The sequence below is a fragment of the Streptococcus sp. NCTC 11567 genome (assembly GCF_902141215.1).
Lineage (GTDB): Bacteria > Bacillota > Bacilli > Lactobacillales > Streptococcaceae > Streptococcus > Streptococcus dysgalactiae.
This window is the reverse complement of sequence record NZ_LR595857.1, coordinates 1,252,881-1,271,516: the sequence shown is the minus strand read 5'-3', so window position 1 is coordinate 1,271,516 and position 18,636 is coordinate 1,252,881. Positions and strand designations below refer to the sequence as shown.

16 protein-coding genes are annotated in these 18,636 nt (G+C 36.7%); all 16 read left to right on the top strand.

All coding sequences use genetic code 11. The features are described from left to right. The first annotated feature begins 48 nt into the window (after positions 1–48). The 16 genes from FQT67_RS06420 to pepT all read left to right on the top strand — a co-directional run bounded on the left by FQT67_RS06420 (position 49) and on the right by pepT (position 18,603). The gene (locus tag FQT67_RS06420; protein ID WP_014612180.1) at positions 49–1,203 is read left to right on the top strand and encodes a DUF1972 domain-containing protein; all 1,155 of its coding nucleotides are present in this window, start codon (positions 49–51) and stop codon (positions 1,201–1,203) included. Continuing rightward, entirely contained in the window at positions 1,193–2,125 is a 933-nt protein-coding gene (locus tag FQT67_RS06415; protein ID WP_046177166.1) for a glycosyltransferase family 2 protein, read from the top strand. The genes FQT67_RS06420 and FQT67_RS06415 overlap by 11 nt, the downstream gene beginning before the upstream one ends. A gap of 2 nt (positions 2,126–2,127) precedes the next feature. After that, positions 2,128–2,934: an ABC transporter permease gene (locus tag FQT67_RS06410; RefSeq protein ID WP_012766795.1), complete on the top strand. Its 807-nt coding sequence runs from the start codon at positions 2,128–2,130 to the stop codon at positions 2,932–2,934. Further along, on the top strand, positions 2,934–4,100 hold the full coding sequence (locus tag FQT67_RS06405) for a polysaccharide ABC transporter ATP-binding protein (RefSeq protein WP_012766796.1): 1,167 nt from the start codon (positions 2,934–2,936) through the stop codon (positions 4,098–4,100). The genes FQT67_RS06410 and FQT67_RS06405 overlap by 1 nt, the downstream gene beginning before the upstream one ends. Positions 4,101–4,112: 12 nt before the next feature. Beyond that, entirely contained in the window at positions 4,113–5,396 is a 1,284-nt protein-coding gene (locus tag FQT67_RS06400; protein ID WP_080937732.1) for a glycosyltransferase, read from the top strand. A gap of 14 nt (positions 5,397–5,410) precedes the next feature. Beyond that, a complete protein-coding gene (locus FQT67_RS06395) occupies positions 5,411–6,637 on the top strand; it encodes a glycosyltransferase family 1 protein (RefSeq protein ID WP_046177164.1) in 1,227 nt (408 codons plus the stop codon). Next, positions 6,630–7,613 carry a glycosyltransferase family 2 protein gene (locus tag FQT67_RS06390; RefSeq protein ID WP_012766799.1) on the top strand — a complete coding sequence of 328 codons (984 nt, stop codon included), beginning with the start codon at positions 6,630–6,632 and terminating at the stop codon, positions 7,611–7,613. The genes FQT67_RS06395 and FQT67_RS06390 overlap by 8 nt, the downstream gene beginning before the upstream one ends. A gap of 9 nt (positions 7,614–7,622) precedes the next feature. Further along, positions 7,623–9,104 carry a DUF2142 domain-containing protein gene (locus FQT67_RS06385; protein ID WP_012766800.1) on the top strand — a complete coding sequence of 494 codons (1,482 nt, stop codon included), beginning with the start codon at positions 7,623–7,625 and terminating at the stop codon, positions 9,102–9,104. A 44-nt stretch (positions 9,105–9,148) separates the two neighbouring features. Continuing rightward, positions 9,149–9,958 (top strand): glycosyltransferase family 2 protein, encoded by an 810-nt coding sequence (locus FQT67_RS06380; protein ID WP_046177163.1) that lies wholly within the window; start codon positions 9,149–9,151, stop codon positions 9,956–9,958. Further along, on the top strand, positions 9,955–10,650 hold the full coding sequence (locus tag FQT67_RS06375) for a glycosyltransferase family 2 protein (protein ID WP_012766802.1): 696 nt from the start codon (positions 9,955–9,957) through the stop codon (positions 10,648–10,650). Before FQT67_RS06380 ends, FQT67_RS06375 begins: the two co-directional genes overlap by 4 nt. After that, a complete protein-coding gene (locus FQT67_RS06370) occupies positions 10,651–11,007 on the top strand; it encodes a DUF2304 domain-containing protein (RefSeq protein WP_012766803.1) in 357 nt (118 codons plus the stop codon). A gap of 62 nt (positions 11,008–11,069) precedes the next feature. Further along, entirely contained in the window at positions 11,070–13,541 is a 2,472-nt protein-coding gene (locus FQT67_RS06365; RefSeq protein ID WP_014612187.1) for an LTA synthase family protein, read from the top strand. A gap of 182 nt (positions 13,542–13,723) precedes the next feature. Next, the gene (galE, locus tag FQT67_RS06360) at positions 13,724–14,740 is read left to right on the top strand and encodes a UDP-glucose 4-epimerase GalE (protein ID WP_003053508.1); all 1,017 of its coding nucleotides are present in this window, start codon (positions 13,724–13,726) and stop codon (positions 14,738–14,740) included. A gap of 120 nt (positions 14,741–14,860) precedes the next feature. Next, positions 14,861–16,114 (top strand): lipopolysaccharide biosynthesis protein, encoded by a 1,254-nt coding sequence (locus FQT67_RS06355; protein WP_014612188.1) that lies wholly within the window; start codon positions 14,861–14,863, stop codon positions 16,112–16,114. Between the two features lie 192 nt (positions 16,115–16,306). Further along, complete coding sequence (locus tag FQT67_RS06350) at positions 16,307–17,371, top strand: IS30-like element IS1239 family transposase (RefSeq protein WP_261308899.1); 1,065 nt, start codon at positions 16,307–16,309, stop codon at positions 17,369–17,371. Positions 17,372–17,379: 8 nt separating this feature from the next. Next, positions 17,380–18,603 (top strand): peptidase T, encoded by a 1,224-nt coding sequence (pepT, locus tag FQT67_RS06345; protein ID WP_046177983.1) that lies wholly within the window; start codon positions 17,380–17,382, stop codon positions 18,601–18,603. Positions 18,604–18,636: the final 33 nt, after the last annotated feature.

The following is an 18,636-nucleotide window of genomic DNA, read 5'->3' as shown; positions in this document are numbered from 1 at the left end:
ATTGTGGTATAATATCACTGATTATATTTTAAAATGGGGTAGTATGCAATGCAGGATGTTTTCATCATTGGTAGCAGAGGGTTACCAGCAAAATATGGTGGCTTTGAGACTTTTGTCGAAGAATTAATTAGCCACCAATCGGCTAAAAACATTCGTTATCACGTTGCTTGTTTAAGCGATACGAAGCATAAACTTCATTTTGATTATAAGGGGGCAGATTGTTTTTACCTTAATCCCCCAAAACTTGGACCTGCTAGAGTTATTGCCTATGATATGATGGCTATTGCTTATGCCTTATCTTATTGTGATCAGCATCAGATTAAGAAACCTATTTTTTATGTTTTAGGAAATACCATAGGTGCCTTTATTGCTCCCTTTGTTAAACAAATTCATGACAGAGGTGGTCGCTTTTTGATTAATCCAGATGGTTTGGAATGGAAACGTTCCAAATGGTCAAGACCAGTTCAAGCTTATTTAAAGTTTGCTGAAAAACAGATGACCAAGTATGCTGATTTGGTTATTTCAGATAATAGCGGTATTGATCGTTACCTTAAACAAGTTTACCCTTGGTCAAAAACGCGTTTTATTGCTTATGGAACGGAGACCACGCCTTCAAGTTTAACAGCAACAGACAGCAAGGTTGAGGCTTATTTCCAGACCTTTGGCATTAAAGAAAAAGAATATTATTTAATTCTAGGACGATTTGTTCCCGAAAATAATTACCAGACAGCCATCAAAGAATTTATGGCATCGTCAACCAAACGCGATTTAGTGATTATTTGCAATCATGAAGGGAATCCTTATTTCAAGCAGCTGCTTGCTGAAACAGGGTGTGATAAAGATCCTCGTGTTAAGTTCGTTGGGACACTTTATGATAAGGAATTGTTGACCTATATTCGTGAAGAAGCCTTTGCTTACATTCATGGACATGAAGTTGGGGGAACTAACCCTGGTCTTTTAGAAGCGCTAGCCCATACCAACCTTAATTTGGTGTTGGGAGTGGATTTCAATCAGTCAGTGGCACGTTCAGCTGCTTTTTATTGGACTAAAGAAAAAGGTCAATTAGCTGAGTTGATTAATCAAGTGGATACAGGTCTTGATGATATTGCCTTAGGCAGAAAAGCCAAGGCTATTATTCAGGAACACTACACTTGGGAAAAAATTGTTGGGGAGTATGAGGCTTTATTTTTAGATGAACATTAACATTTTATTGTCCACTTACAATGGGGAACGCTTCTTAGCCGAACAGATTCAGAGCATCCAGAAACAAACCATCAAGGATTGGACCTTGTTGATTAGAGATGATGGGTCCACAGATAGAACACCCGACATTATTCGCGAATTTGTCAAACAAGATCAACGGATTCAGTGGATTAATGAAAATCAGATTGAAAATTTGGGGGTTATTAAGAATTTTTATACCCTCCTAAAATATCAAGCAGCTGATGTTTATTTCTTTAGTGATCAAGATGACATTTGGCTAGAAGATAAATTAGAAGTGACCTTGTTGGAAGCACAAAAACATGATTTATCGAAGCCGTTATTGGTCTACACGGACCTAAAAGTTGTCAATCAACAGTTAGAAATAACCCACGCCAGCATGATTAAAACCCAATCTGCTCACGCCAATACTACCTTGCTTCAAGAGTTAACTGAAAATACGGTAACAGGCGGGACCATGATGATTAACCAGGCTTTGGCAAAGGAGTGGAATACGTGTGAAGGGCTCTTAATGCATGATTGGTACTTGGCTTTAGTAGCTGCAGCTAGAGGAAAGTTGGTCTATCTAGACATTCCAACGGAACTCTATCGCCAACACGATGCCAATGTACTGGGGGCTAGAACTTGGTCTAAGCGAATGAAGCATTGGCTAAGACCTCATCAACTTATCCGAAAGTATTGGTGGCTGATTACTTCTAGTCAACAGCAAGCCCAATTATTATTAGATTTACCACTACAACCAAAAGATCGTGATATGGTAGAAGCATATGTTTCGTTATTGACCATGTCATTGACTAAACGATTGGCTATCTTAAAAACGTACGGCTTTCGTAAAAACCGTGCCTTTCATACCTTAGTTTTTTGGAGCTTAGTCATCACCCTATTTGGTTACAGGAGAAAATAAGAATGAATTTTTTAACAAAGAAAAACCGCATTTTACTGAGAGAAATGGTAAAAACGGATTTTAAATTACGCTATCAGGGAAGCTTTATTGGACACTTATGGTCTATTTTAAAACCGATGCTTCTGTTTACGATTATGTATTTAGTTTTTGTTCGCTTTTTGAAATTCGATGATGGTACTCCGCACTACGCAGTGAGCTTACTTTTAGGAATGGTAACGTGGAACTTCTTTACGGAAGCAACGAATATGGGAATGCTTTCCATCGTTTCAAGAGGGGATTTGCTGCGGAAAATTAATTTTCCAAAAGAAATCATTGTGATTTCCTCAGTGGTGGGAGCAACTATTAATTACTTTATCAATATTTTAGTGGTTTTTGCTTTTGCTCTAATCAACGGTGTGCAACCTAGCTTTGGTGTTTTTATTTTGATTCCGTTATTTTTGGAACTCTTCTTGTTTGCGACAGGAGTTGCTTTTATTTTGGCTACTTTATTCGTGAAATACCGTGATATGGGGCCTATTTGGGAAGTCATGCTTCAAGCAGGTATGTATGGAACACCAATTATTTATTCCATCACTTATATTATTCAGCGAGGACATCTCGGAATTGCTAAAGTGATGATGATGAATCCATTAGCACAAATTATCCAAGAGTTACGTCACTTTATTGTTTACTCTGGCGCAACCATTAACTGGGATATTTTTGAAAATAAATTTTTCACACTCATCCCAATAATCCTCTCTTTAAGTGCATTTGTCATTGGTTATGTTATTTTTAAACGGAATGCTAAGAAATTCGCGGAGATTCTTTAATGTCAGAAAAAAAAGTTGTCTTATCAGTTGATTCGGTTAGTAAGTCATTTAAATTACCAACCGAAGCTAGTAATAGTTTACGAACTAGTTTAGTTAATTATTTTAAAGGAATTAAAGGCTACACAGAGCAGCATGTTTTAGATGATATCTCGTTTCAAGTTGAAGAAGGTGATTTCTTTGGAATTGTTGGGCGAAATGGCTCAGGGAAATCAACCCTCTTGAAAATTATTTCTAAAATTTACGAACCTGAAAAGGGGACAGTTACTGTTGATGGGAAATTGGTTCCTTTTATTGAACTTGGGGTTGGATTCAATCCAGAATTAACTGGACGTGAAAATGTCTTTATGAATGGTGCCTTACTTGGTTTTTCTAGAGATGAAGTAGCAGCCATGTATGATGATATTGTATCTTTTGCAGAATTGCATGATTTTATGGATCAAAAATTAAAAAACTATTCCTCAGGCATGCAGGTGCGGTTAGCTTTTTCAATTGCAATCAAAGCTAAGGGAGATATTTTGATTCTAGACGAGGTATTGGCAGTCGGTGATGAAGCTTTCCAACGAAAATGTTTTGATTATTTTGCACAGCTCAAACGTGAACATAAAACTGTTATTTTAGTGACTCACTCAATGGAGCAAGTTCAACGGTTTTGTAACAAGGCTATGTTAATCGACAAAGGCCACCATATGGAAGTCGGAACACCACTTGAGATTTCTCAAATCTATAAACAACTAAATGGTTTGAATGTTGCCAAGGAATCCGCTAAAGAAACTGAAAATAACGGCATTTCCTTGTCATCTCAGTTTATCAATCATAAAGATGATACATTAACTTTCACATTTGATGTTCACTTTGAACAAACGATTGAAGATCCTGTTTTGACCTTTACCATCCATAAAGACACGGGTGAATTGCTTTACCGTTGGGTATCTGATGAAGAAGTTGAAGGGTCTATCATGATTAAAAATCATAAGGTTTCTATTGATTTTGCTATCCAAAATATTTTCCCAAATGGTAAATTTACAACAGAGTTCGGGGTTAAATCACGTGATCGCTCAAAAGAATATGCGATGTTTAGTGGTATCTGTAATTTCGAATTAATCAATAGAGGCAAATCAGGAAACAATATTTATTGGAAACCTGAAACAACAGTTAAGCTGAGTTAGAGCAAGGGAGATATGAGGATGTATCAAGGGAAACGATTTTTATTAACTCATATTTGGCTACGAGGTTTTAGCGGTGCTGAAATTAATATTTTAGAACTTGCAACTTATTTAAAAGAGGCAGGAGCTCAAGTGGAGGTCTTCACTTTCCTAGCAAAATCTCCCATGTTAGACGAATTTCAAAAGAACGGTATTCCAGTTATAGATGATAGTGACTATCCTTTTGATGTAAGTCAGTATGACGTTGTTTGTTCAGCACAAAATATCATTCCGCCAGCTATGATAGAGGCTTTAGGGAAATCGCAAGAGAAACTTCCTAAATTTATTTTTTTTCACATGGCTGCTTTGCCAGAACATGTTTTGGAACAGCCTTATATTTACCAGTTAGAAAAAAAAATCTCTTCAGCTACTTTGGCTATATCAGAAGAGATTGTCAATAAGAATCTTAAGCGTTTCTTCAAAGATATCCCTAACTTGCACTATTATCCCAACCCAGCTCCAGAGAGCTATGCAGCCATGGAGCATCTCAAGAAACAATCTCCTGAAAGAATTTTAGTGATTTCAAACCATCCTCCTCAAGAAGTGATTGATATGGAACCTCTTTTAGCTAAAAAAGGAATTCATGTCGACTATTTTGGGGTATGGTCGGATCATTATGAGTTAGTTACTCCAGAGTTACTAGCTAGCTATGATTGTGTCGTTGGTATTGGCAAAAATGCTCAATACTGTCTGGTTATGGGAAAACCCATCTATATTTATGACCATTTTAAAGGCCCAGGTTATCTCACAGAGACAAACTTTGAAGCGGCGGCACTTAATAATTTTTCTGGACGGGGATTCGAGGAACAGGAGAAGACAGCCGAAGAGTTGGTAGATGATTTACTAGAGCATTACCAATCAGCTCAGGCTTTTCAGCATAACCACTTATACGACTATAGAAGTCGCTACACCATTTCAACAATTGTTGACCACATTTATAAAAGTATTAACATTATCCCTAAAGCGATTGCTCCCTTGGAACAAGTAGATGTAGAGTATATCAAAGCTATTACATTGTTTATCAGAACGAGACTTGTCCGGTTAGAGAATGATGTTGCTAATTTATGGGAGGCAGTTCATCGATATGAGCAATTAGATCAAAAAGCGACTGCTAAAAGAGAAGCTCTAGAACAGCTATTAACAGCTAAAACAACCGAATTAAATTTGATTAAAACATCTCGAATGTTTAAACTTTATCAGTTGCTATGGAGAATAAAAGGTTTCTTTTTCCGAAAAGAGCACCTTAAAAGAGCCAAGTAACCTAGGAGGAAAAAATGATAGGTAAAATTATTAGAAGTTATCAAGACGAAGGTGGACGTGCCACCTTGCGTAAAATTCGTCAGCGCTTACAGGGGGGAGGGCATCCTCAATCAGCAGGTAAAATTGATTTGAATCGTATTCCTATCATGCCACAATTGGAAGATATTGCCCAAGCTGATTACATTAACCATCCTTATCAAAGACCAGCTAAACTAGATAAAAAACAGTTAAATATTGCTTGGGTATCCCCCCCAGTAGGAAAAGGTGGAGGGGGTCACACCACTATTTCGCGTTTCGTGAAATACCTCCAATCTCAAGGACATCACATTACATTTTATATCTACCATAACAATACCATTGAACAATCTGCTAAAGAAGCTCAAGAAATTTTTTCTAAGGCATATGGTATTGAGGTTGCGGTTGACGATTTAAAAAACTTTAGCAATCAGGATTTGGTTTTTGCTACCAGTTGGGAGACAGCCTATGCCGTCTTTAACTTGAAGAGTGAAAACCTTCATAAATTTTACTTTGTTCAAGACTTTGAACCTATCTTTTATGGGGTTGGCTCTCGATATAAATTAGCAGAAGCGACCTATAAGTTTGGTTTTTATGGAATTACAGCAGGCAAATGGCTAACGCATAAACTCAAAGACTATCATATGGATGCTGACTACTTTAATTTTGGAGCAGACACTGATATTTACAAACCTAAGGCACCCCTACAAAAGAAAAAGAAAATTGCTTTCTACGCGCGTGCCCATACAGAACGTCGTGGGTTTGAGTTGGGAGTAATGGCGCTAAAAATCTTTAAAGATAAGCATCCTGAATACGATATCGAATTTTTCGGGCAAGATATGTCTCACTACGATATTCCATTTGATTTTATTGACAGAGGCATTTTAAATAAAGAAGAACTTGCAGCCATTTATCATGAGAGTGTTGCTTGTTTGGTTCTTTCTTTGACCAATGTGTCCTTATTACCTCTAGAACTGTTGGTAGCAGGTTGTATTCCAGTAATGAATTCTGGGGATAATAACACGATGGTTTTAGGTGAAAATGATGACATTGCCTATGCAGAAGCCTATCCTGTTGCTTTGGCTGAAGAATTGTGTAAAGCTGTTGAACGCTCTGATATTGATGCCTATGCTAATGAGATGAGTCAAAAATACGATGGTGTCTCATGGGAGAACAGTTATCGTAAAGTAGAAGAAATCATTCGTCGTGAGGTAATCAATGACTGATAAGATAAAAGCAACGGTTTTTATTCCAGTATATAATGGAGAAAACGACCATTTGGAAGAAACCTTGACCGCTTTATATACACAAAAAACAGATTTCTCGTGGAACGTGATGATAACAGACTCAGAGTCTAAAGATCGTTCGGTAGCAATTATTGAAACATTTGCAGAGCGATACGGTAACTTGCAGCTTATCAAACTAAAAAAAAGTGATTACTCACATGGAGCGACCAGACAAATGGCGGCCGAATTATCATCTGCAGAGTATATGGTGTACCTTAGTCAAGATGCTGTACCTGCTAATGAGCATTGGTTAGCAGAAATGCTAAAACCCTTTACCATTCATCACGATATTGTTGCAGTTCTAGGAAAGCAGAAACCTCGTATAGGGTGTTTTCCAGCCATGAAGTATGATATTAATGCTGTTTTTAATGAACAGGGAGTAGCAGGAGCTATTACCCTTTGGACACGACAAGAAGAATCTTTAAAGGGAAAATATACCAAAGAATCTTTTTATAGTGATGTTTGTTCAGCCGCTCCAAGAGACTTTTTGGTCAATGAGATTGGTTACCGCTCAGTTCCCTATTCAGAGGACTATGAATATGGTAAAGATATCTTGGATGCTGGATATATGAAAGCTTACAATAGCGATGCTATTGTGGAGCATTCTAATGATGTTTTATTGTCAGAGTACAAGCAACGGATTTTTGATGAAACCTATAACGTTCGTCGAAATAGTGGTGTTACGACACCTATTTCTGTGTCAACAGTCCTTATCCAGTTTTTGAAATCATCTGTAAAAGATGCTATGAAGATTGTTTCTGATCAGGATTATTCTTGGAAGCGTAAGCTCTATTGGTTAGCTGTAAATCCACTCTTTCATTTTGAAAAATGGCGAGGCATGCGTTTGGCAAATAGCGTTGACATGACTAAAGACAATAGTAAGCATTCACTTGAAAATAGTAAAAGTAAAGGTTAGTAAGGAATAATGATGAAAACCAGTTTATCAAAAATAATGCTTTGTTTAATGGGCATCTTTATTGTCGTGTTTAGCCAATTAACACTTCCTAAATTATTTGAATTTCAGTTTGGTGGTCGATTTCTTTGTGTACTGATAGCGGTCTGTCTCTGCCTACTCGTTATGAATGTCAAGCAAAAAAATGCTTTGGCACGAAATGCTTTCCTAATGATAGCGATTTTGGGGACAGCTATTTCGTTGATAAAGCCCGTTCAATATAGTTTGGACGAAGATTCACACTTAATTCATACCATAGGATTGTCAGATAGCTTAGTATTTAAGTACTCTAAAGAAGATTTAGCTGATTATAAACTCGTTTATCGTCATGATGGTATTCGTAATCAGGCGCATTTTAAGGGAACTGACTACTGGTTAACTGTTAAACATAAGCCAACAAAGGTTAAAGGAAAGACTATCGGATTTGACAATCCTGCGTTCTTACCAGGAGCTATTGGTTGGAATTTGGGACGTCTTGTTTCTAAAAAAGTCTTTGTTTCTTATTACTTGGGCCGTATAGTAAATGTCCTTGCTTATGCTCTTCTTGTGTTTATTGCCATTAAGTTGAGTTTGGTATATAAGTCAACTCTTTATTTTATGGGAACACTACCTTCTGCTGTCTACATCATTTCGGGATTCCATTATGACTACCTTTACTATGGTGCTAGCCTTATACTAATAGCACTATTGACGAATATCTTAGCAGAGAAGAAAAAGATAACTCAATTCAATGCCTTAGCTTTTCAAGGACTCTGTTTATTGTTTGCATTTGCAAAATTCCCCTTTATTTTAATTGGTAGTTTAATACTCGTTTTACCAAAACGCTATTATGAGACTACTAAGACGAGATGGGGAGCGTCAGTTATGTTTGTCATTATGATGGTCATTTCACTCATCTATACTGGTATTATTAAGGTGATGCCAATGGCCGGCAGTTTAACAGGAACGTCTCCAGGGCTCCTTTACTTTATAAAGCATCCACTACCAATTATTAGAACTTTGATTAACATTCCCCATGTGATTATAGATAATTTTATTGGTCATCCACTCCAATATGTTTCTCACCAGTCATCATTACTCATTGCTTTAAACATGATTATTTTTATCGTTGTTTTATTTATTTGTTCAACCCAATGGCGTTATAAGCTCCCTCTTTGGTTCCAAATATATACAGGAGCTTTGTTCTTAGGCATTGCATCACTCATGATTTTTGCCATTACTGGTGATCCTAGAGTTTATCATGAAGGGGATATTTTGATAGGCGGTGTTCAAGGAAGATATTATTATTTTATGATTACAATGGTACCTGTCTTTTTAGGTTATTGGATCACTAGTAAGTTTGATATTCTTCCCTTTACAGAAAGAGAAGAAGGACAGTTTCAAACAGTTCTGCAATATATTGTGGTGTATCTGAACATCTTTACAATTGCAGTTGGCTTGTACACTCAAATTTAACAACATATTACCTGCAGAGATGCAGTAATTGTAGAAGGAACACAATGGAAAATAAAATAACAACACTACATACTTTTGTGATATGTGCTTATGGTGAAAGTCCCTATTTAGAAGATTGTCTCGTCTCACTCAAAAATCAGGAGTATGCATCACAATTGTTACTTTATACGTCAACGCCCAATGTCTTAATTGATAACTTAGCGGCTAAATACCATATCCCAGTAGTAACCAAAGCAGGTGGAGGTATTGGCAAAGATTGGAACAATGCTCTTAGTTTTGTGACAACGCCTTATGCAACGATTGCTCATCAAGATGATATTTATCTGCCAACTTATTCTAAGGAGATTATGGCGCGATTTGCCAAATACCCTGATGCCACAATTGTATTCTCAAATTATGCAGAATACCGAAATGGTTCTGTGGTTGAAACAAATCTTAATCTCAAAATAAAGAACACTTTATTAAAAGCAATGAATCTGTTTCCAAAGTCGAGGTTTTGGCGTCAGCGCATCCTGTCGCTTGGAAATCCTATTTCATGTCCTGCAGTTAGTTACAACTTAACAAAATTATCAGGTTTCCGTTTTTCTGAGGAATGGCGTACCAATTTAGATTGGTATGCTTGGTATGTTATTAGTAGCCAGTATCAAGGAGATTTCAATTATATTGAAAAACCACTAATGTATCATCGTATTCACGAAGATTCTGAAACCTCCAATACTATCAGGGATAATGTGCGTACAAAAGAAGATTTAGCCATGTTTAAACTTTTTTGGCCAAATTGGTTTGTGCCCGTTTTAGGATATTTTTACGTTAAAAGTCAACATTCAAATACTGTTGAAAAGGAGAAGAAATGACAAGCGATCTATTAATTATGATTCCTGCTTATAATGAAGAGGAATCTATTGAAAAGGTTGTGAATCACCTTATTGACCATTATCCTCAGTACGATTATGTCGTGATTAATGATGGTTCTAAAGATAAAACATCCTTGATTTGTCATCAAAATCAATTTCAAGTGATTGATTTGCCAGAAAATTTAGGATTATCAGGTGCTATCCAAACAGGCTTTAGGTATGCTTTTAAAAAAGGGTATAAGATGGTTATTCAGTTTGATGCAGATGGGCAACATTTGCCAGAATATATCCATGCTTTAGAATCCAAAATCAATCAAGGGAACGATTGTGTCATTGGGTCACGATTTGTTAATATGCCAAAACAAAAATCGTTGCGTATGCTAGGGAATAGTCTAATCAGTTTTGTGATTAAATTGACAACGGGTAAACGCATCACTGACCCAACATCAGGAATGCGGGTTTTTAATGAAGAATTGATCAAATTATTTGCTCAAAACATTAATTATACCCCAGAGCCAGATACTATTTCTCATTTAATTCGACAAGGTTACCGTGTTGAAGAAGTGCAGGTTGAAATGATGGATCGTCAGGCAGGTCAGTCCTATTTGACCTTATCTCGATCTGTTAAGTACATGTTTCACATGATTGTTTCCATTTTGCTCATTCAAAACTTTAGAAAGAAGACAATTTAAATGACAATCGGTTTACAAATTTTACTAGCAACAATTGCCATTTTAACAGCTGTGATGATTATTTTGAACATCAGAAAATCTCGTATTCAAATTGAAGATAGTTTCTTTTGGTTGGTTTTTGCGATTGTATTGCTATTTATGTCTATTTTCCCCTACTTGTTTATTTACATTTCCGATGTCTTGGGCTTTACATCGCCGTCCAACTTCGTTATTTTATTCATTATTTTTTTACTGATTGTCAATCAGTACCATTTAACCAAAAAGCTATCCTTGGTTGAAATTAAATTAAAGAAAATGATCCAATACATTGCGCTTGTTGAAAAGGAACAAGAAGACAAAAAAGTTACCAAATCGTAATCCATGATAGACAAGGTCATAAAAAGTCTAGATGGTTTAGTAAGGAGCGTTTTAGCAGACTAATGATGACATTCAAAGTACCGACTTGGCAGAAAATAAAGAGCTGGCTAGACAAGAACTATTATTCCATAATAGAATTTCTTGTCATTAGTGCTATTTTCTTCCATGCGACGATTACTTATCTGATTTTAGAAGATTTCCCGCAGGTGATGAGTACCTCTATTCATGTCTTATATGATGTGTTTTTATTCATCAGTTTAGGGTGGATACTGGCAAATACCATGACAAAACGGTTTTGGTTATACGGAAGTTTATCTTTATTATACGCTATAACGACTACTTATTTAGTAAGGGCCAGTCAGCTTAGAAATGTCGAAACCTTTGATTTATTTGATATTTCTAAAACCATTGAAATGAATACTGGATTTTATCAACAGTTAGGACTCTTACTAATCCTTTCATTAGTATTAAGAAGGATATTGAGTTCGAGTCAACGGTTGTCCATACTCAATATCTTTTCTGAGAAAAAGGATATTTTTATAGCTAGTCAACTTGTCGTCATTAGCCTATTGACAAGTTCAGCTTTTAAACGTTTGTTGTTAGGAAATCCTTTTTTTCCGGTCAAAGAGTCATCTGGTCAACCTCATTTGATCCATTTATGGATTTATTGTTTACTGGCTTACTTGTTGATTTCTATGGTGAGTTTTATAGTTACCAAAGGATTTGTGAATTTAATCCATCGTACAGCCAGTCTTAGTCTTGCTATTGGAAATAGTTTATTGTTTGCTTTTGTCTTCAATGTAGCTATTCAAGCCGGTATACCTGTTAGAGGACCTTTAAGGGATATCTATCTAGTCCCTGGAGCCACTCTTTTCCAAGTAGCTGTACTCTTCTGTCTTTTTACATTTATTTATTTACTTTTGAACCGTTACCTTATTGCAACAGTAGTGAATCTTTTTCTAGGAGTTGCCATATCCGTCATTAATATTGAAAAGTTTAAAGTGAGAAGTGAACCATTCTTACTATCTGATTTAGCATGGTTTCGGGAAATTCAATTTTTCTTAGACTATATTCCCTTGTCGACATTAGTGGCAACCATTATCTTTTTACTGTTGTTAATTGCTACCTTGTGGTACCTCAGAAAACGTTTTTTTGTAGGACAAATTGTTCCATCTATAGGAGGACGTCTATTACTGATAATGTTGCTTTTCCTTCCTATTCACAAAATATACACAACGTTTAGTTCCAATGAGAATGGTCGTATTGCTGAGGGAACACCATTACTAACTAATCTTTATAATGTTTACGACTTGGATTGGCGAGGGCTTACTGAAAATGCTCGTTTGCAGTCTTTGAGTTTTGTTTGGTTCAAACAGTTGACTAGTAAGAGTATCAATGAGCCAACTGGTTATAATAAGGCTGCTATTGAGACGATTTATCACAAGTACAGTCAGCTGGCGACTAATCTTAATAAGAGTCGAAAGAAAAATATTGCTGATCGCACAGTCATTTATGTGCTAAGTGAAAGTTTATCTGATCCTAGCCGTATCCCTGGGGTGAAAATGTCCAGAGATGTGCTACCTACAATAAATCAGCTCAAACAGCGACACACAAGTGGGCTGATGAAATCAGACGGCTACGGTGGCGGTACAGCTAATATGGAATTTCAAACCTTGATAGGCTTACCGATGTATAACCTGAACACAACGGTTTCAGTCCTTTATTCAGATGTTTTTCCAAAGCTTAATTATATTCCTTCTATTAGTAATTACTATAAGGAAAAAAATCGTTATGCAGTACACTTAGCAAGTGCTAATAATTATTCACGTAAAACAGTCTACTCTAAATTGAACTTTAATAAGTTTATTGCTTTAGAGGGAACACCGGATAAGCCAAAGTTTTTGAAACCTACCAGTTCTAGTTACAGTGATCAATCAACTTATGATAATGTGTTAGATTATTTAAATCCTAACGAAAGCCAATTTTTCTCAGTGATGACGATGCAAAATCACAGTCCATGGTATGCTGATCCAGGTGACTTAGAGGTGTCCAAAGAGGGATTTTCAATTAACGAAAATTACAACCTGGTCAACTATTCTAAACTTTTGGAATTAACGGATAAGGATACAAAGGTCTTTTTAGAGCAACTATCAAAGGTCGATAAGCCAATTTCAGTTGTCTTTTATGGCGATCATTTACCAGGTCTTTATCCAGAAACAACTTTTGAAGATAATCCTGAGTTGAAATATTTAACAGATTATTTTATTTGGAGTAATGATTCCAAAGTTAAGTTGGATTATCCACTATTAAATTCGAGTGACTTCACTCCAGCCCTACTTGCTCATACAGATTCAAAAGTATCACCTTATTATGCACTTTTAACAGCCGTGATGAATAAAGCAAGTGTCAGCCATAGAAATCTTACAAAAGATCAAAAAGTTATTGCTAATGATTTAAAGTTGTTAGAATATGACTTGATTGAAGGAGAGGGCTATATTACGAGGCATGAAGACTTCTTTTTAAACCCACGATAGTCTAAAATAAGTTATAATAGAGAAAGTGAAACATACTTCAGTTGTTAGTCTGGCTCTGTTTCTAATCCGAGTATTTAGAGATAGTAGCATTGACAAGGATTATATCCTTCACAAAATTAACTGGTGATAGTATGGGTATTAAATAGTTTGCTTGGCTATAGAGGCTGGCAAGGAGGTATAAAATGAGTAAAATTTTAGTAACAGGTGGTGCAGGCTATATCGGTTCTCATACCTGTGTTGAATTATTGGAAAAAGGGCACGAACTAATTGTTGTTGATAATTTAGAGAATGCTAGCTCTAAAAGTTTACAAGTTGTTGAAAAACTGACAGGAAAAAAAATAACATTTTACCAAACCGATATTTTGGATGAGGCTGGTTTAGATGCTATTTTTAGTCAGCATGACATCTCAGCCGTTATTCATTTTGCGGGTTTAAAAGCGGTAGGTGAATCAACACAAATCCCTTTAAAATACTTTACAACAAATATTTCTGGTACTTTGACCTTGCTACGTGTTATGGCTAAATATCAGTGCAAAAACATTATCTTTAGCTCGTCAGCTACAGTCTATGGTGACCCTCATAAAGTGCCTATTACAGAAGATTTTCCTCTATCCGTAACGAATCCTTATGGTCGTACCAAATTGATGGTTGAAGAAATCTTAAAAGACTTGTATCAGTCAGACAAGAGTTGGAATATTGTGATTTTACGTTATTTCAACCCTATCGGGGCACATCAGTCTGGAGAACTTGGTGAAGATCCAACAGGTATTCCTAATAATCTTGTTCCGTATGTTACTCAAGTGGCAGTTGGTCGTTTAGAACGTATTGGTGTTTTCGGAGATGATTACAACACTCCTGACGGGACAGGCATTAGGGATTATATTCATGTGGTTGATCTTGCCAAAGGGCATGTGGCTGCGCTGAAAAAATTGGCGCCAGAGTCTGGTCTATCTATTTATAATTTGGGAACCGGACAAGGCTATTCTGTTTTAGAGGTGGTTAAAACCATGTCTGAGGCTGTTGGTAAGGATATTCCTTATCAAATTCTTCCAAGACGTGCTGGGGATATTGCTGTTTGCTACTCCGATGGAACTAAAGCCAAAGAAGAACTGGACTGGCAGGCAAACTATGATATTAAACGGATGTGTGAAGATCATTGGCGCTGGCAAAGCAAACATCCAAACGGTTTTAAGGATTAGAGGTTATCTGACGAAGGGTATTTAGGATTAGCGGTTACCTTATTTATGGATTAAATAGGAGTAACTGCTAATTTATTTCCTTCCAAAATAATAATTGGAGAAGGAGATGGTGAGGAGAGAATGACAACAAAAAAAATTTTTATTTGGAATATGCTAGGTAGTTTATCTGCTGCGGTCCTCTCTGTGGTCCTGCTCATGGTTGTGACAAGGTTTTTAAGTCCAATTGACTCAGATAGTTATGCTTTTGCTTATTCTTTTGCTAATATGATGATTGTAATTGCCCTATTTCAGGTTAGGAATTACCAGGCCACAGATATTGGTGAGAAATATTCTTTTACTCAATACTTTATGGCGAGACTTATTACTTCCTTTCTGATGTTGCTTGTTTCAGGGATCTATTTAATAATGACACCAAATGATCCTTACAAAACCAATGTTATTTTATTGGTTTGTTTGTATCGATTGACAGATGCTTTTTCAGATTTATACCAAGGAATGTTCCAGCAACATGAACGCCTAGATATTGCAGGTAAGTCTTTAACCTATAGAAATAGTTTAATTTTTATCCTCTACACTCTAGTGATTGTTTATACTAAACATTTGGTTGTGGCCTTACAAGTGACTTGCCTTGTTTCTGTCCTCTTTATTCTTTTTTATGATGTTAGAAAAGGATATCATTTTGAACGAATTGACTTTACTGGTTTTAAGGATCGCGTCAATCAGAGGAAGAGTCTTCAACTTCTAAAAGAAAGTTTTCCTTTATTTTTAAATGGATTTCTGATTATTTACATCTATACTCAGCCTAAATACGCAATTGAAACTATGAGCCATTTGAACAAGCTTCCTCTTGGCTCTCAAACGATTTTTAATATTTTATTTATGCCAGCTTTTGTGATGAATCTTATGATGCTATTTTTTAGACCACAAATCACACAGATGGCTATTGCTTTACTGAAGGGACATATGGCACAGTTTAAAGTTATCCAAATCCGATTATTTACTTATTTGGCTGGATCGATGTTCATTATTCTCATCGGAAGTGCCTTGTTAGGAATTCCTTTTCTATCTCTTCTTTATGCCACCCCTTTAAAATCATTTTGGGTAGCATTTATGACAATTATGGTCGGGGGTGCTATTGGAAGTTTTGCTACAGCTATTGATAATATTTTAACTGCAATGCGTAAGCAGCATTATTTAGTGATTCCTTATATAGGAAGTTTTGTGACTTCTCTGTTTGTGACGACTCATTTAGTGGAGACATTACATATTTTTGGTGCTTCCTTGAGCTTCTTGTTAAGTATGTTTGTTTGGCTTATCCTATCTATCATTCTCTATTTTCTTATTATGAAACAATTTAGAAAAGATAATGTTTAGGAGAAAATAATAGTTGTACTGAAGACAACTAATTGAAGTAAGTATTTGATATCAGGGCCTCTTATTCTTCTCATCATATTTCATCATAACTAGAAAACTTCTAAAATGAACTTAGCCACTTTTTAGGTATGAAAAAAGCACCTCTAAGAGGTATACTTGTAGTTCACCACAAACACAAGGAAACTCAAAAAGATGCAAGATTATTATACACCAAAAGGCAAACAATTGACAATCCATGAGCGTCGGCAAATTCAACGCTGGAAGCTGGAAGGTCGCTCTAATCGTGAAATTGCTCGCTTACTAGGTAAGGCTCCCCAGACCATTCATAATGAAATCAAGCGAGGATTGGTTAGGCAACAGGTTCGTAAAGGAAAGTTTGAAGCCGTTTATTCTGCTCAACATGCTCAGTTGGTCTATCAAGAAAATCGCAAGCGTTCTGTTAGACCCATTAGACAGCGTAAGCAAGATAGGGCGGCTATTGAACACTACATGCGTCAGAACTATTCCCCTGAGATGATAGTCAAAGCTAAGAGAGTTCAAGTCCCTGTATCTACCATCTATTACTGGATTCATCATGGGAAATTAAGTCTTGGTAAGGAGGCTATGCTTTATCCGAGAAAGGCTAAGCAGGCTAGAAAACATGCCAGTCCTTATTTTAAACCCGCAGGAAAGAGTATTGAACAACGCCCAGATAGCATTAACCAGCGTCTTGAAGCTGGGCATTATGAGATTGATACAGTCATTCTGACGAGGGCTAAAAATCAATGCTTACTCACCCTAACGGACAGGAAAACACGTCATCAGCTGATTCGATTAATACCGGATAAGTCTGCTCAAGCCGTCAATGAAGCTCTTACGGGGATTCTAAAAGACTACACCGTCAACTCTATCACAGCAGACAACGGGACAGAATTTTCTCGCTTATCAGATGTCTTTCCAGCAAGTGACATCTACTATGCCCATCCCTATGCGTCATGGGAGAGAGGCACTAACGAAAACCATAATCGCCTGATTCGCAGATGGCTCCCTAAAGGTACCAAAACAACGACCCCTAAAGAAGTCGCTGCTATTGAACATTGGATCAATCATTATCCTAAACGACTCTTCAACTACAAGTCGCCAGTAGAAATGTTAAAACTGGCTAACTTCAACTTGAAATTTGGCTTTCATCATAACTATCCTAAAGGCTTTAAAAAACTTCTCTTGAACAAGTTATTTAAAGCCTTTTATGCTATAATTAAATTGAGAAACTATTGAGGTGACCTATGAAATATGAAAGTTTATTAGATCGATTTATCAAATATGTCAAGATTAATACAAGAAGTAACCCAGATAGCGAGTCAACTCCTAGCACAGCAAGTCAAACCGACTTTGCTTTAACGGTTTTAAAACCTGAGATGGAAGCTATTGGATTACAGGAGGTTCACTATAATCCTGCAAATGGTTATCTTATTGGAACCTTGCCAGCCAATAGCCCAGTTTTAACCCGTAAAATTGGTTTTATTGCTCACATGGATACAGCTGATTTTAATGCCGAACATGTTAATCCGCAGATTATTGAGGACTATCAGGGTGGTGATATTAAGTTAGGAGATTCAGGCTATACATTAGTTCCTGACGAATTTCCAAATCTTAACAACTATATTGGACAGACGCTGATTACCACAGATGGGACTACTTTACTGGGTGCAGACGACAAGTCAGGTATTGCTGAAATCATGACCGCAGTCGAATTTTTAACGACTCATCCTCAATTGGAGCATTGTGAGATTAAGGTAGCCTTTGGTCCTGACGAAGAAATTGGAGTAGGGGCTGACAAGTTTGACGTTAAGGACTTTGATGTGGATTTTGCCTATACGATTGATGGTGGGCCTCTTGGTGAACTGCAATACGAAACCTTTAGTGCGGCAGGTTTGGAAGCTACTTTCTTGGGGAGAAATGTTCATCCTGGAACGGCTAAGGATCAAATGATTAATGCCCTCCAGTTAGCAGTAGATTTTCACAATCAGTTACCTGAGGCTGATCGTCCTGAAAAGACAGAAGGTTATCAAGGTTTCTATCATTTGATGGGATTGACTGGAACAGTTGAAGAGGCGCAAGCGTCCTATATTATTCGTGATTTTGAGACAGCGTCATTTGAAGGGAGAAAAGCAGTTATTGAACAGCTGGCTCAAACTATGAATAGCCAATTGGGTGCTGATCGTGTCCTTATTAAATTGACTGATCAATATTATAATATGAAGACAGTCATTGAGAAAGATATGACGCCTGTTAATTTAGCGAAAGAAGTGATGGAAGATCTTTATATTACACCAATCATTGAACCTATTCGCGGAGGTACTGACGGCTCAAAAATTTCCTTCATGGGAATTCCAACACCTAATATTTTTGCTGGTGGTGAAAACATGCATGGACGTTTTGAGTTTGTCAGTCTTCAAACAATGGAACAGGCTGTTGACGTGATTCTTGGCATTGTGCGCAAGCCTTAGTCACTAAGAACAGTTCAAATGTTATGGAGGTGA

Coding starts and splice junctions, on each gene's coding strand:
- FQT67_RS06355 (WP_014612188.1), top strand. CDS start 14,861: ATGACAACAAAAAAAATTTTTATTTGGAATATGCTAGGTAGTTTATCT.
- FQT67_RS06365 (WP_014612187.1), top strand. CDS start 11,070: ATGATGACATTCAAAGTACCGACTTGGCAGAAAATAAAGAGCTGGCTA.
- FQT67_RS06370 (WP_012766803.1), top strand. CDS start 10,651: ATGACAATCGGTTTACAAATTTTACTAGCAACAATTGCCATTTTAACA.
- FQT67_RS06400 (WP_080937732.1), top strand. CDS start 4,113: ATGAGGATGTATCAAGGGAAACGATTTTTATTAACTCATATTTGGCTA.
- FQT67_RS06415 (WP_046177166.1), top strand. CDS start 1,193: ATGAACATTAACATTTTATTGTCCACTTACAATGGGGAACGCTTCTTA.
- FQT67_RS06390 (WP_012766799.1), top strand. CDS start 6,630: ATGACTGATAAGATAAAAGCAACGGTTTTTATTCCAGTATATAATGGA.
- FQT67_RS06380 (WP_046177163.1), top strand. CDS start 9,149: ATGGAAAATAAAATAACAACACTACATACTTTTGTGATATGTGCTTAT.
- FQT67_RS06385 (WP_012766800.1), top strand. CDS start 7,623: ATGATGAAAACCAGTTTATCAAAAATAATGCTTTGTTTAATGGGCATC.
- pepT (WP_046177983.1), top strand. CDS start 17,380: ATGAAATATGAAAGTTTATTAGATCGATTTATCAAATATGTCAAGATT.
- FQT67_RS06375 (WP_012766802.1), top strand. CDS start 9,955: ATGACAAGCGATCTATTAATTATGATTCCTGCTTATAATGAAGAGGAA.
- FQT67_RS06350 (WP_261308899.1), top strand. CDS start 16,307: ATGCAAGATTATTATACACCAAAAGGCAAACAATTGACAATCCATGAG.
- FQT67_RS06410 (WP_012766795.1), top strand. CDS start 2,128: ATGAATTTTTTAACAAAGAAAAACCGCATTTTACTGAGAGAAATGGTA.
- FQT67_RS06405 (WP_012766796.1), top strand. CDS start 2,934: ATGTCAGAAAAAAAAGTTGTCTTATCAGTTGATTCGGTTAGTAAGTCA.
- FQT67_RS06395 (WP_046177164.1), top strand. CDS start 5,411: ATGATAGGTAAAATTATTAGAAGTTATCAAGACGAAGGTGGACGTGCC.
- FQT67_RS06420 (WP_014612180.1), top strand. CDS start 49: ATGCAGGATGTTTTCATCATTGGTAGCAGAGGGTTACCAGCAAAATAT.
- galE (WP_003053508.1), top strand. CDS start 13,724: ATGAGTAAAATTTTAGTAACAGGTGGTGCAGGCTATATCGGTTCTCAT.